The organism is Mesorhizobium sp. M0909 (genome assembly GCF_040319515.1).
Lineage (GTDB): Bacteria > Pseudomonadota > Alphaproteobacteria > Rhizobiales > Rhizobiaceae > Mesorhizobium.
The window spans coordinates 38,046-58,232 of the sequence record NZ_JAMYOA010000016.1; the positions used below are offsets into that span (position 1 = coordinate 38,046).

Below are 20,187 nucleotides of genomic sequence, written 5' to 3' on the forward strand. Positions count from 1 at the left end.
AGCGTCCGTGCGAATCGAACATTTTCTGACGGCGAAAGCCGCTGCCCATCCAGCCAAAACGGCATTGATCACCGAGCACAAAAGGCTGTGCTACGAAGAGCTGGACGATCTCTCGAGCCGCCTGGCCGCCGCCCTTTTCATGAATGGCGTCAGGCGCGACGACCGGGTGCTGATCTTCATGGACAATTGCTGGGAGGCTGCGGTTTCGATTTTCGCGGTTCTTAAAGCAGGCGCGACTTTCAGTCCGATCAACGCATCCACCAAGGCCGAAAAGCTGGCCTACATCATCACCGATTGCGATGCGGCCGGGATTCTCACGCAAGCAAGACTGATGCCCGTGGTCACCGAGGCGTCCGAATACTCCGGCAAGACCGGTATCTTCGTGGCTTCCACCGCTGCTGCCGATAACCAATGCCCGGCAGGAGCCACATCCCTGGCGGATTGCTTGACGTTTCAAGCCGGGGAGATTGACCATCGCGGCATTGACGTCGATCTTGCGATGTTGATCTACACCTCGGGCTCGACCGGCCGGCCCAAGGGTGTGATGATGACGCACCGCAATTGCGACGCGGCGGCCGACTCCATCACCACCTATCTGCGCAACTCGCCCGACGACATCATCTTGAATGTTCTGCCGCTCGCCTTCGACTACGGCCTCTATCAGTTGCTGATGGCCGTCAGGCTCGGCGCCACGCTCGTGCTCGAGAAGTCCTTCGCTTTTCCCCAGGCGGTCTTTGAACGCATCCGCCAGGAACGAGTGACCGGGCTTCCGCTCGTGCCCACGATGGCAGCGATGATCCTGCAGATGCGTGACCTGGCGCCGGGCTTCCTGCCCAGCCTTCGCTATATTTCCAACACGGCGGCTGCCTTGCCGCCCTCTCACATAGAACGCCTTCGCTTCCTTTTCCCCGGTGTCAGGCTCTATTCGATGTATGGCCTGACGGAATGCAAGCGCTGCACCTATCTGCCGCCCGAGGAGGTCGACCGCCGGCCGGGCTCGGTCGGAATAGCCATTCCGAACACCGAAGCCTTTGTCGTCGACGACCACGGGCAACGGGTGCCGCCGGGCGTAGCAGGCGAGCTGATCGTTCGCGGGCCGCACGTCATGCAGGGTTATTGGCGAAACGAAGCTGCGACGGCACGAGCCCTGCGCCCGGGTCCGAACCCTTGGGAGAAGGTTCTCTACACCGGCGATCTGTTCAGGGCCGATGAGGAAGGCTTTCTTTATTTCGTCGGCCGCAAGGACGACATCATAAAGTCGCGGGGGGAGAAGGTGGCGCCCAAGGAAGTGGAAGCCGTGCTTCACGCTCATCCGGGCATCGCGGAAGCGGTGGTTGTCGGTGTGCCGGATCCCGTGCTCGGGCATGCGATCGGCGCAGTTATCGTACGGTCCGACCCGGCGCTTAGCGAAAAGGATATCATCCGTCACTGTGCACGCCACCTTGAGGACTTCATGGTCCCCAAGGTCATCGAGTTCCGCCGGGAACTGCCGAAGACCGATACCGGCAAGGTCAGCCGTCGGCTTGCGGCAGAAACCATGGAGGCCGCGCAATGAATGTTCGCCCGACCGAGGATGCGCGGACCTTTCTGGCGCAGGCTCTGGCAATCGACCTGATCACCGAAACGGACCGTATCGTAACGGCCTTGCGCCAGCAGTTGCGCGGGCTTCGCAAGCGGGGCCTTGTGCTCGGTCTTTCGGGCGGGATCGATTCGAGCGTGTCGGTCGCGTTGGCGGCACGAGCCGTCGGGCCCAAGAATGTGCTTTGCCTGTTCATGCCGGAGAGCGATTCCGATCCTGAAAGCCTGCGGCTCGGGCGCCTCGTCGCCGAAACTTTCGGTGTCGAGGCTGTGACGGAGGATATCGGGCCGATCCTGCGCGCAATGGGCTGCTACAAGCGTCGCGACGCCTTCATCCGCGAAGTGGTCCCGGAATACGGCGAAGGCTGGGCCTCGAAGATCGTCATCGCGAACGCGCTCGAGGGCGGGGGTTACAACATCTCATCCCTGGTGGTGCAGGATCCGGACGGCAAGCAGACGAAACTGAGAATGCCGCTGCCTGTCTATCTCGGCGTCGTCGCCGCTACCAATATGAAACAACGCACCCGCAAGCAGATTGAATACTATCATGCCGACCGCCTGAATTTCGCCGTCCTTGGAACACCGAACCGGCTGGAATACGATCAGGGTTTCTTCGTGAAGAACGGTGACGGCGCCGCGGACGTCAAGCCGATCGCTCATCTCTATAAGACGCAGGTCTATGCGCTCGCGGCCCATCTCGGTGTTCCGGAGGAAATCCTCAACCGGCCTCCGACCACCGATACCTACTCGCTGGCGCAGACCCAGGAGGAGTTTTACTTTTCGCTCCCTTATGACCGTATGGATCTTTGCCTCTACGGTCTCAACAACGGCGTGGCGGCTGAGGTAGTTGGGGAGGCGGCCGGGTTGGCCGCCACACAAGTGGAACGCGTCTGGGCCGATATCATCGCCAAACGCAGGGCGACGCGTTATCTGCACCAGCGTCCGCAACTCGTTGATGTCGTCGAGGAAATCGGCACCTGACAAACAGGTAGAGCGGTGTGCACGGTTCGATTTGCATGCATCCCGCTCTAGCTGAAACGGCTCCCGATCAGTCGGCTCCATTGCTCGCCCGCAAGCCCGTTCAGGAAAACTTGCGAGTTCTTCATGGCGTCCAACAGCTCTGGATCACGTGAATGCACCACCGTTGAAGCAACGGTCAGGAAAGCGATCCGTCGTCCAAGCATCGCCTCTAGAAGTTCAGGTTGAACACGTCCACGCAGGCCGCTGACGCCGCGCGCGGCGGCATGATCGATCAGGCAGTCTATCACGGAGCCTGCCTGGCCGGGCAGGGCGAGGATCTGCAGCACGCGGCCAATTTCATACTTCCGTGCGTAATAGGCGAAAGCGCCGACATTGGTGCCGACTGGCGACGTCACACAAACGTAGACAAGCTCGCCCAGATCCGGCTTTTGTGCGGCATCGGTCAGGATGTGGTCGAGTTGGCCTTTCGTCCAATCTGGGCGCAGGGCGAATTGAGCGGTAAGCGGTTCGATTAGCTTGGCAAATGTGTGGCTGTCGATTTCGGACATCCGAAATCCCCCGTGACCAGCCCCGTCCGCCGCCACACCCGACCAGCGCCGTTCGCTGGACGTCATCCTCCTACAATAGAATCGGTCGACGGCACGCGCCAACGGATTGAGCACTCGGGCAAGCTCCACGCGATTGGCGGAAAGGCTGAGCATGAAGGTCGCTGGCCGCATCACACGCACCCAGTCGAGGCTGTATTGCGGCAGGACCACGCCGCGCAGCCGGGTCCACAATTTCACGGAGATATCGTTGGCCGTCTCGCTGAAGGAGATGTCCTGCGGACCATCCAGGTAAGCTTTCAACAAGCGGGCGCCGGCCAGCGGATCGTGCTCATGGTCCTCGACCATGAGCGAGCTACAGATGGCGGCGCGTACTTGACGGCCGTTGAACGTCATCGGCAACACATGAACGCCGACAAACCCGGAGACACGACCGGCGTCGTTGACGTGGACAAGCGACCGGAGGTTGTCTCCGCAACCGGGCGCATCCAGATAAAACCGTTTCATATATTCCACGAGAGAGGCCGGCGCTTCGGTCCTTTCCTTCAACAGCACGCGTTGAAACATGTTCGCGACTGCTGGGAGATCGGCGCCTTGCAAGGCGCGAATGACGCTCAAGCCCGGCTCCCGCCACCAAAGTTCCGCCCACCGAGGTTCCGGGCCAAGGCGACACGAGGCACGAGAACATCGGGCGCGCGTTCCAATTCGACGCCCATGAAGCCGTGGAACCTCGGCCAGTTGCGATCGCCCGGGTGACCGAACGGAGTGCTGAATTGCTGCGGCAAGGTGGAACCCTTTGCTTGACCGACGAAAAGCCGGCGTCATTGCTGCTAGCAGATTCAGGTAAACCGATATTAAAGTCGTTGCTTTGAATGGTAGCGAACCTGGTTGTCCGGGCCTCATACTTGGCCATCAGCAATTTTGGTTCCTGGCGGACGACCAGCGTGAGTTGCGCGCTCCACGTCGAACCGTTTCGGCTAGCCAAAGTTTCGTGCGGCGGCTCTTGACTGGGAGCGCGGGCGGAATACGGTGAGGACAAATACCGGCTCTGGCCGCCGGGCGGCAAGAATGCCTCGTATGCCTCGCCTTGCGGCGGTGGCTGCGGGGCATTGTCATTTTGAGGCTTTGCTTGAAACGGCATATCGAGATCGGCATTCTCTATTCGCGGTCCGGCAACTACCGGCTGGTGTCCGAATCCTGCCGCGCGGGCGCGATGAACGCCATCGCCGACGTCAACGCCGATCCCGCTATCCCCTTCGAATTCGTCCCGGTCGAGCGCGACCCGCAGGGCAACATCGATCGGTATGCAAGCGGCTGCGCGGACATTCTCGCCAACAGTGGCGCGCGTCACATCATTGGCTGCGTCACCTCGTGGAGCCGCAAGGAGGTCATTCCAATCCTGGAAAGGGCAGGCGGCACGCTGTGGTACGCCTGCCCGTACGAAGGCTTCGAAGCCAACGAGCACGTCGTCTATACGCACGCCTGCCCCAATCAGCATCTCGTACCGCTGCTTGCCTATGTCGTGCCTCGTTTCGGCGCCGACGGCTTCCTGGTCGGTTCCAACTACATCTGGGGTTGGGAGACCAACCGTGTGGCGCGCGACCTGATTGCGGACGCCGGCGGCAAGGTGCTGGGCGAACGCTATCTGCCGCTCGGCGAGGTCGACGTTGCGCGGCTGATCGCGGAGGTACAGGCGACGAGACCTGATTTCATTCTGAATAATCTCATCGGCCCTTCGTCCTATGCCTTTATCGCCGCCTATGCCGAGCTTGGCCGGCGGGACCCGCATTTCAGGCCGGAGCGTTGCCCGATCCTGTCCTGCAATCTCACGGAATGCGAATTGCCGGCGCTCGACGGGGCAGGCAATGGCCATCTTTCCGTTGGGCCCTATTTTCACGACATCTCGGGGGCGGATCGCGAAGCGGCTTCAGTGTCTTCCGTTATGCCTGCCTCATCCTTCGAGGCCGCGGCTTATGCCTCGGTGCGTACGCTCGCAGAGATACTCACCCGCAACCCCGGTGCACAATGGATGGACCTTCCCAAGGTCTTTGCCGGAACATCATTTCGAACACCGCTGGGCGACATCGCCATCGACCCGCAAACCCAGCATGCTACGTTGCCGGTGCAGATCGGACGTATCGATGGAACATCGTTCAAAACGGTCACGCTGACGAAGGGCGTGGCACCCGATCCCTACCTTTCCCGCTATGACCGGACGGAGACGTTCGGGCGGCCACGCCTGCGGGTGGTGTCGTGAGCAAGATGGCGCGTATCCCGAACCTTGGAGGCGCCAGGGCTTTTGTCCTGCATCGTCCACATCCGACCGTGCAGGCGATCACAAGACAACTGTCGGCCATCGGCCTTGAGGCGATTGGCTTCTGGCCGGAACTGCCGGCCGAAGCCTTGGCGGCGGACTTCGTCTTCTTCGACGTCGACCTCGGCTTTGACGAGCAATTTCCGTGGAAGCCGGGCGAGGCCCCGATGCCGCTGATAGCGCTGATCGGCTCCGAGGCGCCGGGGCGTGTCGAATGGGCACTGTCGCACAAGGCCGATGCCCAATTGCTGAAACCGGTCGGCAATGCCGGCGTCTATAGCGCGCTTTTGATCGCAAGGCAGAGTTTCGAGGCGCGCAAGCTTCTGGCCGGCGAGATCGCCTCGCTTCGTCAGCGGGTCGCGGAGCGCCAGACCATCGTACGCGCGGTGGAGGCCTTGTCGAAGGGCGCCGAGGACGGCCGTGCCTATGCGCAGCTCCGCTCGCTGGCGATGAGCTGGCAAATCAGCGTCGAGGAAGCCGCGCGCAGGATCGTGGCGATGACACAAGAAGAAGGCGACGATGACCAATCCGATCGCGCCTGAGCTTTCAGCCGCCGGGCGTATGCCAGCCAAGCCTCGCGCCGGCGTCTGGCGACGTCTGCTAAAACGGCCTCTCGCTTTGCTCGGCCTCGGGATTATTGCCCTTGTCTTGGCGGGCGCCATTCTTGCACCGTGGCTGACAGGCTACGATCCGAACGAGCAGATGTTCGACGGGCTCACGCTTGAAGGCGCGCCATTGCCGCCGGGAGGCCAGTTCTGGCTAGGCACCGACCTGCTTGGCCGCGACCTGCTGACCCGTCTCCTATTCGGCGCGCGCACGTCGCTGATCATCGGCATCGTCGCCAATGGCGTGGCGCTTCTGATCGGAACGCTGGTCGGCATCACCGCCGGCTATTTCCGCGGCTGGATCGGCAGCGCGCTTATGCGCTTTACCGATTTGATGATGGCTTTCCCGGCGCTGCTGCTCGCCATCTGCCTGGCGGCGGTGCTCCAGCCGAGCCTGTGGATCGTCGCCATGGTGATCGCATTGGTGAACTGGGTGCAGACCGCCCGCGTCATCTACACCGAGACAAGTTCACTCTCCGAGCGCGAGTTCATCGATGCCGAGCGCACCATCGGCGCAAGCGCTCCACGTATCCTGTTTCGCCATATCCTGCCCCACCTTTTGCCGACGATCATCGTCTGGGGCACGCTCGGCATCTCGACGACGGTGCTTCTGGAAGCGACGCTCAGCTATCTCGGCATCGGCGTGCAACCGCCGACTGCTTCCTGGGGCAACATCATCTTCGAAAATCAAACCTATTTTCAGGCAGCGCCCTGGCTGGTTTTCTTTCCGGGTGCGGCGATCCTGGCGCTGGCGCTAGCCTTTAACCTGGTCGGCGATGCGCTGCGCGACATCCTCGATCCGACGCAAAGGGGACGGGCATGATCGCCTATCTCGGCCGCCGCGTTGTCCAGTCGGTGCTCATCTTGCTCGGCGTCTCCCTGATCACCTTTGCGCTGCTCTATCTGCTGCCCGCCGATCCCGTCCGCCAGATCGCCGGCCGCAGCGCAACGCCCGAGACGGTTGAGAGCATCCGCCGGCAGCTTGGTCTCGACCAGCCCTTTGTCGTCCAGTACTGGCACTACCTGACCAGCCTTCTCAGCGGTGATCTGGGGCGCTCCTACATTCAGCGTTCGGAGGTCACCGAGCTTATCGTCTCGCGGCTGCCGGCAAGCCTGCTGCTGATGGTTGGTGCCATTGCTTGCGAAGTCGTGATCGGGCTGACGATGGGCCTCATCGCCGCCATCAAGCGTGGCACCGCCACCGACCAGTCGCTGATGGTCGCCTCCTTCGTCGGCGTCTCGGCGCCGCAATTCGTCGTCGGCCTGCTGCTGCTTTATGTATTCGCGGTGCGGCTCGGCTGGTTCCCGATCGGCGGTTACGGCACCTGGCGTCATCTGGTGCTGCCGTCGCTGACCATGGGAATTCTTGGCGCCGGGTGGTACGCCCGCATGATGCGCTCGTCGATGATCGACGTGCTGCGCCAGGATTACGTGCGTACCGCGCGTGCCAAGGGTCTTGCACGCAGCGCCATTATCTTCCGGCACGCGCTCCCCAACGCCATCCTGCCGGTCATCGCCATGATCGGCATCGATATCGGCATCTTCATGGGCGGCATCGTGGTTGTCGAAAGCGTGTTCGGCTGGCCAGGCATCGGCCAGCTAGCCTGGCAGGCCATTCAGCGCATCGACATTCCGATCATCATGGGGGTCACCCTGGTTTCGGCCTTTGCCATCGTGCTCGGCAATCTCCTGGCCGACACTGTCGCACCGTTCATCGATCCGCGCATCAAGCTCAGATGAAAACCAAAAATCAGAGAAGGGAACATGACATGAGAAAATATCTGATATCCACCGTGGCAGCATCGGCGCTTGCGCTGGTGCTTGGCATGACGAGCGTAAGCGCCGAAGACGTCGTCGATCCGAATGCCAAGCAGGGCGGCGCGATCACCATCACCTACAAGGACGACGTCGCCACGCTCGATCCGGCCATCGGCTATGACTGGCAGAATTGGTCGATGATCAAGAGCCTGTTCGACGGGCTGATGGACTACGAGCCGGGCACCACCAACCTGCGGCCTGACCTTGCCGAGAGCTACGAGATTGCGCCTGATGGCAAGACATTCACCTTCAAGCTGCGCCATGGAGTGAAATTCCACAACGGCCGCGAGATGACCGCCGACGACGTGAAATATTCGCTCGACCGGGTCACCAATCCAAAGACACAGAGCCCGGGTGCCGGCTTCTTCGGCTCGATCAAAGGCTATGACGATGTCGCTGCCGGCAAGGCGGAAAGCCTGGCCGGCATAACCGTCGTCGATCCCTACACGATCAAGTTCGAGCTGACCCGGCCCGACGCCACCTTCCTGCATGTCATGGCGATCAACTTCTCGCACGTCGTGCCGAAGGAAGAGGTCGAAAAATACGGCGCGGACTTCGGCAAGCATCCGGTCGGAACCGGCGCCTTCAGGCTCGCCGAATGGACGCTCGGCCAGCGCGTGGTCTTCGAGCGCAACCCGGATTACTGGCACAAAGGTCTGCCGCATCTCGACACGATCACCTTTGAGATCGGCCAGGAGCCGATCGTGGCGCTGCTGCGGCTGCAGAAAGGCGAGATCGACGTTCCCGGCGACGGCATTCCCCCGGCGAAATTCCAGGAGGTGATGGCCGATCCCGAGCAGAAGGCCCGTGTCGTCGAGGGCGGCCAGTTGCACACCGGCTATATCACCATGAATACCACCATGGCGCCCTTCGACAATGTGAAGGTGCGGCAGGCGGTCAACATGGCGATCAACAAGGACCGCATCGTCCAGCTGATCAACAACCGTGCGGTGCCGGCCAATCAGCCGTTGCCGCCGTCGATGCCTGGCTACGACAAGGAATTCAAGGGCTATCCCTATGACGTGAGCAAGGCCAAGGCTTTGCTCACCGAGGCCGGGCATCCCGACGGATTTGACACGCAGTTGTTTGCCATGAACACCGATCCCAACCCGCGCATCGCGCAGGCCATTCAGCAGGATCTGGCGGCGGTCGGCATCAAGGCCAGTATCCAGTCGCTCGCGCAGGCCAACGTCATCGCCGCCGGCGGCGACAAGGCCGGTGCGCCGATGATCTGGTCCGGCGGCATGGCCTGGATCGCCGACTTCCCCGATCCGTCGAACTTCTACGGCCCGATCCTCGGCTGCGCTGGTGCCGTCCCGGGCGGCTGGAACTGGTCGTGGTATTGCAACAAGGAGCTTGACGCCAAGGCAGCCGAAGCCGACTCCATCGTCGACCCGGCCAAGGCTGGCGAACGCGCCAAGATGTGGAGCGAGATCTACGGCAAGATTATGGAAGACGCGCCCTGGGCACCGGTGTTCAACGAGCAGCGTTTCACCATGAAATCAGCCCGCATGGGTGGCGCCGACAACCTCTATGTCGACCCGGTCCACATCCCGATCAACTACGACAATGTGTATGTGACCGATGTGCAATAACTGCGACTACACCATCCACGGGCGCCACCATCATTTCGGCTGGGACAATTCCTTTGTCCCGGCCGAACGAGTGGCGCCAGGGTCGACGATCGAGTTCCAATGCCTGGACTCGTCCGGCGGGCAGCTGACGATGGAGAGCACCGTCGACGACGTTGCTGTGCTCGATTTTGCCAAGGTGAACCCGGTCACTGGGCCGATCTATGTCGACGGGGCGGAGCCGGGCGACGCCCTGAAAATCACTATCGAGGCGTTCAAGCCGTCCGGCTTCGGGTGGACGGCAAATATCCCGGGATTCGGTCTGTTGGCGGATGACTTCACTCAACCGGCACTGAATATCTGGAAGTACGACGCCGCCTCGCTCGAACCGGCGCTGTTCGGCAGGAGCGGCCGGGTGCCGCTCAAGCCCTTCGCCGGCACCATCGGCAATGCCCCGGCTGAGCCGGGTCTGCATTCGGTGGTCCCGCCGCGGCGCGTGGGCGGCAATCTGGACATACGCGATCTCGCTGCCGGCACGGTGCTCTACCTGCCAGTAGAGGTCGCGGGAGCGTTGTTCTCGGTCGGCGACACGCACGCCGCGCAAGGCGACGGCGAGGTCTGCGGCACGGCAATCGAGAGCCCCATGAATGCCGTGCTGACGCTCGATCTGGTCAAGGATGCCCGGCTGCGGACGCCGCGTTTCACAACGCCCGGTCCGGTGTCGCGGCATCTCGACGCCAAGGGCTATGAGGTGACAACCGGTATCGGGCCGGATCTGATGGACGGCGCCAGGAGCGCCGTCTCCCAGATGATCGACCTGCTCTCCGGCCGCTACGGCATGGATCCGGTAGACGCCTATATGCTCGTCTCGGTTTGCGGTGACCTGCGCATCAGCGAGATCGTCGACATGCCCAACTGGGTGGTTTCGTTCTACTTCCCCCGCTGCGTCTTTGAATGAACGTGGAGGACATCAAACGATCCGGGCAGGCCGCCGCGGAGAGTGGCTCCATTAGGCCGGTACTCAGCGTCTCAGGTCTGAGCGTCGCCGTGCGTGGCGAGGAGGGCGAGCGCGACGTCGTTTCCGACCTGACATTCGGCCTGATGCGCGGCGAAACGCTTTGCATTGCCGGCGAGTCCGGTTCCGGCAAGTCGATGACGGCGCTGGCCATCATGGGCTTGCTGCCGCAGCCGGCGGCACGCATCAGATCAGGCTCCATCCGGCTCGGCGATCAGGATCTCGCGGCTCTCAGCGAGAGCGAAATGCGCCGCATCCGCGGCAACCGTATTGCAATGATCTTTCAGGAACCGATGACATCGCTCAATCCGGTTCTGTCCATCGGCCGTCAGCTCACGGAGGCGATCGAGGCACACACCTCGCTGCCGCGCTCCGACTCGCGGCTGAGGGCGCTCGAGGCGCTGAAGGCAGTCCGAATTCCGGATGCCGAACGGCGGCTCGACCACTATCCGCACGAACTCTCAGGCGGCATGCGTCAGCGCGTGATGATTGCCATGGCTCTGACCCTGAACCCGGATGTGCTGATCGCCGATGAGCCGACGACCGCCCTCGACGTCACGGTTCAGGGCGAGGTGCTGGAGCTGCTGCGCGACCTGCAGCGCGAGCACGGCACCAGTGTTATCCTGATCACGCACGACATGGGCGTCGTCGCCGAGATGGCGGACCGCGTCGTCATCATGCGCGACGGCCGGATGGTCGAGCAGGGCAGGGCGGCTGACATCTTCAATCGCCCGCAGGCCGACTATACGCGCGAGCTTCTGGCCGCCGTGCCGCGTATCGGCGGCGGACGAATGGCCGAAGACCGACAAGATGCCGCCAACATGCCGGCCGAGCTTGTACATGTCGGCGATCTTCACGTCCGCTTCGACCTGCGTGGCGGCTTCTTCGGCCGCGTCGACCGCAGGGTGCACGCGGTCGAAGGCGTCAGTTTCTCGATCGCGCCGCACGAAACCCTGTCGCTGGTCGGCGAGTCGGGCTGCGGCAAGTCGACGACGGCCAAGGCGATCGCCGGGCTGGTGCCCTACATCGGCAGCATTTCAGTCGGCGGCCAGGACTTGTCGGCACTCAGCCGAAAGGAGCGCAAGGCTGTCCGCCGCAATGTGCAGATGATCTTTCAGGATCCCTTCGCGTCCCTCGACCCGCGCATGCGAGTAGGCGATCTCGTCGCCGAGCCTCTGCTGATCCACGGCCTTGGCGACAGAGAGCAACGGCGTGCCCAAATCGCCGCCCTGTTCGAACGCGTCGGCCTCTCCGCTGACCAGATGGAGCGCTATCCCCACGAATTCTCCGGCGGGCAGCGCCAGCGAATCTGTATTGCAAGGGCGCTGGCGCTGCGACCAAAGCTGATCATTGCCGACGAGAGCGTCTCTGCTCTCGACGTGTCGGTGCAAGCGCGCGTGTTAAGATTGCTGAAGGAACTGCAGCGCGAATTTGGCGTCGCATATCTCTTCATCTCGCACGACATGGCGGTGGTAGAAAACATCTCGGATCGCGTGGCGGTAATGTATCTGGGGCAGATCGTCGAGATGGGCACCCGCGACCAGATCTTCTCCAACCCGTGCCATCCTTACACAAAGCGGCTGATCGAAGCCGTTCCGGTTCCCGATCCAGGCCGCCGGCGCGCCCGGTTCGCCCGCTTGGACAGCGAAATTCCAAGCGCTGTGCGGCGCATCGGTGACGAGCCCCGGAAGCTCAAGCTTGAAGATGTTGGCGACGGCCACCTCGTCGCCACTTGAGCGAGCTTAGGCTACCTCGTCCAGCCAATCCGCAGAGGCTCGGGGACAGCAGCCCATGTGATGCTCGGGCACGGGAAATGATCGGCGATGGCGGTGCCGCCGCAGCGCCATTCGGCGACGCCGAGTTGGCAAGGATCGCCAGTTTACATCTGACATGTTAGTGTGCTAACACTAGGTGCACATTGATTCAACGGAGTTCGCATTGCCCTCCCGCTTTGGTCTTTCGGTTGCCCTAACCACACCCTTCGACCCGTCGGGGCAGATAGCGCTCGCGCCGATGATCGCGCATGCCCGAGCCTGCCTTGGTGCCGGCTGCAGCAGTGTGACGCTGTTCGGCACCACCGGCGAAGGAGCCTCGGTCGGCACCGACGAGCGGCGGATCGTGATCGAGGCCATGCTGGCGGCCGGTATTCCGGCACATCAGCTCGTTGCCGGCGTGCTGGTCGATGCAGCCGAAGATGCCGCCGATCAGGCCCGGCACGCTTTGCAGCGCGGCGTTCGCAATATTCTGCTGGCTCCGCCGAGCTACTTCAAGAATGTCGGCGAGGACGGGCTGTTCGGATGGTTTTCCGCCGTCTTCGCCGCACTCGGTCCGCTGGCGCGCGACGTGCTCCTCTATAACATCCCCTCAGTCACCATGGTGCCGCTCCCGCTTGGGCTGATCGGCCGGTTGCGCACCGCTTTTCCCGCCGCGGTGGCGGGGGTGAAGGATTCCGGCGGGGACTGGAGCTACAGTGAGGCGCTGCTTGAAGCGCACGGCAATCTGGTGATCCTCATCGGCGACGAACGGCATCTGGCAAGAAGCGTGCGCCGCGGTGGACAAGGTGCGATTTCCGGCATGGCTAATTTTGTTACCGGCGAAATCCGCGCAATGGTCGAAGAGGGCCGCGACGACTCACGCGTCGAGGACTTCGTGCTCGAATTGCTCAAATACCCGGTCACGCCGGCGGTGAAGGTCATGGTCGCGCGCAAGATCGGCGACGAGCGCTGGCTGGCGGTTCGCCCGCCCCTGGAGGCGATCGGCCCGCAAGGACAGCGGCAGCTTGCTGCTGCATACGACAGGCTGTTTGCGACAGAGGCGGCCTGACCGACAAGGCCGGGCTGACCGACAAGGAAGCGAGCTGAAGTGGAAGACGGCAGCGAACCGATTACTCTCCGGGAGAAAGCCTATGCCAGCTTCACGCGGCATTTGCTGGCCCGTGATCTGCGGCCGGGGCAGTTCGTGTCACAGCGCGAACTGGTCGCTTTCACCGGACTGCCGCTGGGTGCCATTCGCGAGATCGTCCCGCGTCTCGAGGCTGAGGGACTGCTGACCACCATCCCGCAGCGCGGCATGCAGATCGCGCATATCGACATCAATCTGATCCGCGAGGCGTTTCAGTTTCGGTTGTTCATGGAACGCGAGGCAGTGGCGCTATTCACGGCCAGCGCTTCTGATGCCGAACTTGCCCGCATGCGGCGCGAACATGAGGAGATGCTGGCTCAAGCTCTGGGACAGGCGCCGACGCCGGAAATGGAAGCCAAGGCCCAGAACATCGACTGGGCCATGCACGACACCTTCATCAATGCGCTCGGCAACGAGATTATCGCCAAGGCCTACCTGGTCAACTCGGTGAAAATCCGGCTGATCCACCAGGAGCGTTTCCGCATCGACGGACGTGTGGTGCCGGTGATGCGCGAACATTTGGCGGTCATCGAAGCTATGGAGAGCCGCAATCCGCAAAAGGCGGTTGAAGCGATCAGTCTGCATATCGACAATGCGCGCCGGCTGGCGCTCCAGATCTGAGGAAATATTAGCCGCGCCGCGGGTTCGCGGCGCATCCACAACGACAGCAACCGGGAGGAAGAAATGTCGTCCAATCTGTTCAACCCAACCAGGAGGCAACTCCTTGCCGGAACCGCAGCGCTAACCGCTGCCGGCCTTGTGGGGCTTCGCCCCGGCTTTGCCGCAGGCGTCGACTGGAAACGCTTTGCCGGGACGACGCTTGACGTCAATCTGGTGAAAAGCCCGCGCAGCGACACCACCCTGAAATATCTTGCCGAGTTCGAGGAACTGACCGGCATCAAGGTCAATGCCGAGGCAACGCCCGAGCAGCAGCAGCGCCAGAAGACGGTGATCGAGTTGAGCTCAGGCAAGCCGAGCTTCGACGTCGTGCATCTGAGCTACCACGTGCAGAAGCGCCAGTTCGAGAAGGGCGGCTGGCTGGCCGACATCGCCGGCTACCTCGCCGACCCGTCGCTCACCGATCCGGCGCTGGTCGAAAGCGACTTCGCCGAAGCCGGCATGCTGTTTGCCAAGGACGGCCAGGGCGTGCTGCGCTCGCTACCCTTCTCGGTGGACTACTGGATCCTCTACTGGAACAAGGAGCTGTTCGAGGCCAAGGGCCTCAAATACCCCGAGACCTTCGAGCAACTGGTGGCCGCCGCCGAAGCGCTGACCGACCCCTCGACCAATACATACGGCTTCGTCGCCCGCGGGCTCAAGAACGCAAACACGCCGGTGTGGACGTCGCTGATGCTCGGCTACGACATGACGCCGCTCGATGACAAGGGCAAGCTGCGCACCGAGGCTCCCGAGGCGGTCGAGGCTGCCGCGCTCTATCAAAGATTGATGACCAAGTCCGCCCCTCCGGGCGTCACGGGATTTAATTGGGCCGAAGCTCAGTCTGCCTTCCTGCAGGGAAAGATCGGCATGTGGTTCGACGGTGTGGGTTTTGCCCCGCCGATGGAAAACCCGGAAAAGTCGCGGGTGGTCGGCAAAGTCGGTTATGGCGTCATGCCCAAGGGTCCCAAGGCGCATGCCTCGGGCACCTTCGGCGACGGGATTGGCGTTACCGCCGCCAGCGAGAAGAAGGAAGCTGCCTATCTGTTCTGCCAGTGGGCGGTATCGCCAGCCATGGGCGCGCGGCTGTTGCAGGCCGGCGCTGGCGTTCCGTTCCGCAAATCCGTGCTGGAGGATCCCAAGGTGCGCGAAGGCGTCACCATGCCGGCAAGCTGGCTCGATGCCGTGGTCGGCTCGGGCAATATCAGCCGGCTGGCGCTGCCGGTCATCATCCCCGTCACCGAATTCCGCGACATCTATGGCGTGGCGCTGACCAACATGATTGCCGGCGCCGATCCCGCCGCGGAGCTGAAGAAGGCCACCGAACAGTTCCAGCCGGTTCTCGACAGAAGCGAGCAGGGCTGATGTCGGCCACCACCCCAGAACAGACCGGGGTGACGATGCCGGTTATCGACGGGAGCCAGACCATCTGGCTGGCTCCCAACTATTGGCCTTTCGTTGTCCCCGCACTCGTCGTCGTCGGCGCCGTCATCGTCTTCCCCTGGGCTTTCACCCTGTGGATGAGCGTCAACCGCTGGACGCTCGGCCAGTCGCGGAGCTTTGCCGGGATGGAAAACTATCTCCGCCTGGCCAGCGACCCACGTTTCTGGGAATCCCTTGTTCATACGTTGACCTACACCTTCCTCTCGGTTGCAGCGCCGATGCTGCTGGGCACTCTGGCCGCCCTGATTTTCGACGCCAGGTTTCCGCTGCGCGGCTTGCTGCGCGGCGTCTTCGTCATGCCGATGATGGCGACACCCGTTGCCGTGGCACTGGTTTGGACCATGATGTTCCATCCTCAGCTTGGCGTGCTCAACTACCTGCTGTCGCTGGTCGGCATCCCGGCTCAGGAATGGATATTCAACGCCAACACGGTCATCCCGTCGCTGGTTGCGGTCGAGACCTGGCAGTGGACGCCGCTGGTCATGCTGATCGTGCTTGGCGGGCTGGCCTCGGTGCCGCGCGAGCCCTTCGAAAGCGCCGAGATCGACGGCGCCAATGCCTGGCAGCAATTCCGCTATCTCACTCTGCCGATGATCGCGCCGTTCCTGATGATTGCCGTCATCATCCGCACCATCGATGCTTTGAAGAGCTTCGACATTATCTACGCGATGACCCAGGGCGGGCCGGGCACGGCGTCGGAAACCATCAACATCTATCTCTACAACACCGCCTTCTCCTACTACGATATCGGCTACGGTTCGGCCATGGCCGTGGTGTTCTTCGTCGTCATCGTGGCCCTGTCCTTCGTCCTGCTTATGCTGCGCCAACGCTCGCAGTGGATCGATACGGAGGGCAAATAGATGAGTTCACGGCTGCTCAACCAGATCGGTCTGTTTTTCGCTGCCCTGGTTTTCGTCTCGCCGGCGATCCTGTTCTTCCTCTGGATGATCTCATTGTCGCTGAAATTCGAAATCGATAACGGTGCCTATCCGCCGATCCTGATCCCCGAACGTTTCGCCTGGTCGAACTATGTGAAAGTGTTCGAGGAGAACAATTTCCTGCTGTATCTCTGGAATTCGGTTCTGGTCACCGGCACGGCGACCTTGCTGGCGCTGTTGATCGGCGTACCGGCCGGGTATGGCATCGCACGGCTCAAGGCTGAACGATCGGCGGTCGTCATCATGATCGCCCGCATGACGCCCGGACTATCCTATCTCATCCCGCTGTTTCTGCTGTTCCAATGGATCGGGATCCTCGGCACGCTCTGGCCGCAGATCATCATCCATCTGGTGGTGACGGTGCCGATCGTGGTCTGGGTGATGATCGGCTATTTCGAGACCACGCCGATGGAACTGGAGGAGGCGGCCAACATGGACGGCGCCAGCTCCTGGCAGGTTTTCCGGCTGGTTGCCCTGCCCATCGCCAAGCCGGGCATCGTCGTCGCCTTCATCCTGTCCGTTATCTTCTCGTGGAACAATTTCGTTTTCGGCGTGGTGCTCGCCAGCCGTGAGACGCGCACACTCCCGGTCGCCGTCTACAACATGCTGTCCTACGAGCAGGTCAGCTGGGGGCCGCTCGCCGCGGCGGCGCTGGTGGTGACGCTGCCGGTGCTGATCCTGACCATGTTCGCGCAAAGGCAGATCGTCGCGGGGCTGACCGCCGGCGCCGTCAAGGGCGGCTGAGCGCGCGTCCCGACATCACTCTTTTCCAGGAAAGATCCAATGGCATCGGTAACAATCAACAACGTGCAGAAGGCCTTCGGGGCCACCAAGATCATTCACGACGTCAGCGTCGACATCGCCGACGGCGAATTCGTCATCCTGGTCGGTCCGTCGGGATGCGGAAAATCGACGCTGCTGCGCATGATCGCAGGCCTTGAAACGATCTCCGGCGGAAAGATCGCCATCGGCGAACGTATGGTCAACAATCTGCGCGCGCGGGACCGGAACATCGCCATGGTGTTCCAGAATTATGCGCTCTATCCGCATATGACTGTTGCCGACAATATGGGCTTTGCCCTCAAGATCAAGAAAGCCGATCCGACCGACACCGCTGGCCGGGTCCGGAAAGCAGCCGGCATTCTTGGCCTGGAAAAGTTGCTTGACCGCTATCCGCGCCAGCTTTCTGGCGGCCAGCGTCAGCGCGTTGCCATGGGCCGCGCGATCGTACGCGACCCACAGGTCTTCCTGTTCGACGAGCCGCTCTCCAACCTCGATGCCAAATTGCGCGTCCAGATGCGCGGCGAGATCAAGGCCCTGCACCAGCGGCTGGGTACTACGACGATCTATGTCACGCACGACCAGATCGAGGCCATGACCATGGCCGACAAGATCGTCGTGCTGCATGACGGCCTGGTCGAGCAGATCGGCGCGCCGCTGGACCTCTACGACCATCCGGCCAACCTCTTCGTTGCCGGTTTCATCGGCTCGCCCGCCATGAACTTCATTGCCGGCCGCATCGAGGAGGGCGTGTTCCGCAGCGCCGGCGGGTTGATCCTGCCGTTGCCGGAAGGCGCCCAGCCGGCGGATGCCGCAGGACGCGAACTCGTCTACGGCATTCGACCGGAACATATCCGGGCGACCGGGCAGGGCGTGCCGGGCACGATCACGCTTCTCGAGGCGACCGGCTCGGAAATCTTCGCCAGGGTCGACTGCTCCGGTGAAGAAATCTCCTGCCTCTTCCGAGAAAGGCTTGCGCTCAAGCAAGGCGAAGGGGTGCGGATCGAAATCGACCGTGCATGTGCGCATCTGTTCGACGCAGCAACCGGTCGGCGCATCTGACTCGGTGGTCCGGTGAATGCGTGGTTAGCCTTAGGTCGGCAATGCGAATTCACCGGCGAGTTCGATGGCGCGGCCTTCGCGGGCCGATCTCTCGGCGGCGAGGCCCATGACGACGGCCCACCAGCCGTCTCGCAAAGTCACTTCCACTTTGCCTTGTCCGCGCACCGCAGCGGTGAAGCGAGCGTGCTCGAAAAAGGTCGAACCGTTATGGTCGCCTGCCTCGAGCAGCCGGGCGTCAACGGGAATCTCCAGCAGTCGTGGTCCAGGCGGAATGCGCGGACTGACGATCAACTGGGGCACTGGCGCAGGGCCAAGGTGGGTCGGCCAGAAACGGCCTGGTCCGGGCACCAGACATTCGATCTTTCCGTCGCCACCGACAGCGCAGAGTTCCTCCTGGTAGCGGCTGCCCTCGGCAAACATGCACAGTTCCAGCATGGCGCGCGCGCCGCTCGCGAAATCAACCAGCACATAGCCATGGTCAAGGATATCCGGCCTCTCACCGCCATAGCGTTCGTCGAGATGGTTTACGGCCTGTCCAGCGCTCGCCATCACGCGGACGGGGTCGGATTCGAGGATCAGCCGCATCAGGTCGAAGAAGTGGCAGCATTTCTCGACGAACGTGCCGCCGGTGTTGCGGTTGAAGCGGTTCCAGTCGCCGACTTTGGCCAGAAACGGGAAGCGGTGCTCGCGGACCGTCAGCATGCGGATGCCGCCGGTGGCGTGGCGCGCCTGCTCGACGAATGCGGCGACGGGCGGCATATAGCGGTATTCCATGGCCACCCAGACGAGCGGAAGCCGAGCTTTCAACGCCGCGATCCGCCCCTCGTCGGCGGCCGCGGTGAAGAGCGGCTTTTCCACCAGCACCGGCAGTGGTCGAAGTGCGGCGATCTCCTCCATCTGACTGAGGTGATGGTGGTTGGGGCTGGCAATCAAGATGCAGTTTACCTCGTCCATCGCCAGCAGCTCGGCGATCGATGCCGCCGATCGCGCGCCCGACGCCGTCGTCAGCGACGCCGCCAACATGCCGGGGTCCGGCTCGAAGATCGCGGCCACATGCGCGTCGGGCAACAGAGCGATGTTGCGGATATGCTCGCGGCCCATCATGCCGCAGCCGATGATGCCGTAGCCGATCGATGATCTGGTCACGCTGCGTCTTGCTCCGGCCTATCTGAAACGTGTGACGTACCGCGCCGCGCCCGGATCGAACCAGCTGCGGGAATATTCCGCGCTGGCGCCGTCGCCAGCCCAGGCGATACGTTCTATGAAACCCACGACCGTCCCCGGCGGTGGCCTGAACTCGAGCGGGGCCCAGTCCGGCACAGGCGCGACGGCGACATGGTCTTCGGCGCGAACGATCGAAAAGCCGAGCGCGAGCCGGTAGTGGAGATAGAGGGATTCAGACAGGTCCTCGCGCTTGAGCTTCTCGGCACGGCTGACGTCCAGCCAGATCTCCTCGACCGCGGCAGGCTCTCCGTCGAGCCGCCGCAGCCGGCGTATACGATGGGCTTCGCCGGCGCTGCCGAATTGCGGCAGGTCGGCTGGCTTGGGCAGTCGCTCGACGGATAGCACGTCGGCGCTCGGCAAGCCGCCGCCACCGATACGCTCCAGGCGAAAGAAAGCATAGATCCCGAGCAAGTCGCCGCGCGCCCGCACATAGTTACCCGAGCCCTGGATGCGGTCGAGAAGGCCCTTTTCGGTCAAATCTGCCAGCGCCCGCCTGAGCGTGCCGACGGCAATCCCGAGGCTCGCGGCCATCGCGCGCTCGGGCGGCAGCCGCGCCCCGTCGGCTAGCCGTCCGGCCGCGATTTCGCGGATCAGCATTTCGCTGGTCTGCAAGTGCACAGGCAGGGGGCCGCGCATCTGGCTGGATCGGTGGCCGGGGTCCGCCCTTGTCAAATGCATCCGGTGTTCCAATCGCATCCCGGTTTCGGGTTTGGCTCCAAATTGATACAGTATTGATCTACACCAAAACGAATGCT

The 20,187-nt window shown here is 62.6% G+C and carries 18 protein-coding genes; 15 read left to right on the forward strand and 3 right to left on the reverse strand.

Features of this window, described 5'->3' with window-relative positions; genetic code table 11:
• The first annotated feature begins 7 nt into the window (after positions 1–7).
• Together NKH83_RS22855 and nadE are read left to right on the forward strand one after the other, a co-directional pair.
• The gene (locus NKH83_RS22855) at positions 8–1,555 is read left to right on the forward strand and encodes a class I adenylate-forming enzyme family protein (RefSeq protein WP_352807620.1); all 1,548 of its coding nucleotides are present in this window, start codon (positions 8–10) and stop codon (positions 1,553–1,555) included.
• Positions 1,552–2,559: an NAD(+) synthase gene (gene nadE, locus NKH83_RS22860; protein ID WP_352807622.1), complete on the forward strand. Its 1,008-nt coding sequence runs from the start codon at positions 1,552–1,554 to the stop codon at positions 2,557–2,559. The genes NKH83_RS22855 and nadE overlap by 4 nt, the downstream gene beginning before the upstream one ends.
• A 47-nt stretch (positions 2,560–2,606) precedes the next feature.
• Here nadE and NKH83_RS22865 read toward each other — a convergent pair whose 3' ends face one another.
• A complete protein-coding gene (locus tag NKH83_RS22865; protein ID WP_352807624.1) occupies positions 2,607–3,722 on the reverse strand; it encodes a hypothetical protein in 1,116 nt (371 codons plus the stop codon).
• Positions 3,723–4,233: 511 nt separating this feature from the next.
• Here NKH83_RS22865 and NKH83_RS22870 point away from each other — a divergent pair.
• The 13 genes from NKH83_RS22870 to NKH83_RS22930 all read left to right on the forward strand — a co-directional run bounded on the left by NKH83_RS22870 (position 4,234) and on the right by NKH83_RS22930 (position 18,208).
• Entirely contained in the window at positions 4,234–5,361 is a 1,128-nt protein-coding gene (locus NKH83_RS22870) for a transporter substrate-binding protein (protein ID WP_352807626.1), read from the forward strand.
• Positions 5,358–5,960, forward strand: coding sequence for an ANTAR domain-containing response regulator (locus NKH83_RS22875; RefSeq protein ID WP_352476692.1), 603 nt, complete (start codon positions 5,358–5,360; stop codon positions 5,958–5,960). Before NKH83_RS22870 ends, NKH83_RS22875 begins: the two co-directional genes overlap by 4 nt.
• A gap of 19 nt (positions 5,961–5,979) precedes the next feature.
• Positions 5,980–6,846 (forward strand): ABC transporter permease, encoded by an 867-nt coding sequence (locus tag NKH83_RS22880; protein ID WP_352807764.1) that lies wholly within the window; start codon positions 5,980–5,982, stop codon positions 6,844–6,846.
• Positions 6,843–7,763 carry an ABC transporter permease gene (locus NKH83_RS22885; RefSeq protein WP_352476693.1) on the forward strand — a complete coding sequence of 307 codons (921 nt, stop codon included), beginning with the start codon at positions 6,843–6,845 and terminating at the stop codon, positions 7,761–7,763. The genes NKH83_RS22880 and NKH83_RS22885 overlap by 4 nt, the downstream gene beginning before the upstream one ends.
• Before the next feature lie 29 nt (positions 7,764–7,792).
• Complete coding sequence (locus tag NKH83_RS22890) at positions 7,793–9,436, forward strand: ABC transporter substrate-binding protein (protein ID WP_352807628.1); 1,644 nt, start codon at positions 7,793–7,795, stop codon at positions 9,434–9,436.
• A complete protein-coding gene (locus tag NKH83_RS22895; RefSeq protein ID WP_352476695.1) occupies positions 9,426–10,370 on the forward strand; it encodes an acetamidase/formamidase family protein in 945 nt (314 codons plus the stop codon). Before NKH83_RS22890 ends, NKH83_RS22895 begins: the two co-directional genes overlap by 11 nt.
• Complete coding sequence (locus NKH83_RS22900) at positions 10,367–12,163, forward strand: ABC transporter ATP-binding protein (RefSeq protein WP_352807630.1); 1,797 nt, start codon at positions 10,367–10,369, stop codon at positions 12,161–12,163. The genes NKH83_RS22895 and NKH83_RS22900 overlap by 4 nt, the downstream gene beginning before the upstream one ends.
• Before the next feature lie 202 nt (positions 12,164–12,365).
• On the forward strand, positions 12,366–13,250 hold the full coding sequence (locus tag NKH83_RS22905; protein WP_352807632.1) for a dihydrodipicolinate synthase family protein: 885 nt from the start codon (positions 12,366–12,368) through the stop codon (positions 13,248–13,250).
• 39 nt (positions 13,251–13,289) lie between these two features.
• Positions 13,290–13,949 (forward strand): GntR family transcriptional regulator, encoded by a 660-nt coding sequence (locus tag NKH83_RS22910; RefSeq protein ID WP_352505190.1) that lies wholly within the window; start codon positions 13,290–13,292, stop codon positions 13,947–13,949.
• Between the two features lie 63 nt (positions 13,950–14,012).
• A complete protein-coding gene (locus NKH83_RS22915; protein WP_352807634.1) occupies positions 14,013–15,350 on the forward strand; it encodes an extracellular solute-binding protein in 1,338 nt (445 codons plus the stop codon).
• Between the two features lie 35 nt (positions 15,351–15,385).
• A complete protein-coding gene (locus NKH83_RS22920; protein WP_352807766.1) occupies positions 15,386–16,288 on the forward strand; it encodes a carbohydrate ABC transporter permease in 903 nt (300 codons plus the stop codon).
• Complete coding sequence (locus NKH83_RS22925) at positions 16,289–17,110, forward strand: carbohydrate ABC transporter permease (protein ID WP_352807636.1); 822 nt, start codon at positions 16,289–16,291, stop codon at positions 17,108–17,110.
• 39 nt (positions 17,111–17,149) lie between these two features.
• Positions 17,150–18,208 (forward strand): ABC transporter ATP-binding protein, encoded by a 1,059-nt coding sequence (locus tag NKH83_RS22930; protein ID WP_352807638.1) that lies wholly within the window; start codon positions 17,150–17,152, stop codon positions 18,206–18,208.
• 30 nt (positions 18,209–18,238) lie between these two features.
• Here the strand turns inward: NKH83_RS22930 and NKH83_RS22935 are convergent, their stop codons facing one another.
• Entirely contained in the window at positions 18,239–19,312 is a 1,074-nt protein-coding gene (locus NKH83_RS22935) for a Gfo/Idh/MocA family protein (protein WP_502895608.1), read from the reverse strand.
• A 60-nt stretch (positions 19,313–19,372) separates the two neighbouring features.
• Positions 19,373–20,029 (reverse strand): GntR family transcriptional regulator, encoded by a 657-nt coding sequence (locus NKH83_RS22940; protein WP_352807642.1) that lies wholly within the window; start codon positions 20,027–20,029, stop codon positions 19,373–19,375.
• Positions 20,030–20,187 lie beyond the last annotated feature (158 nt).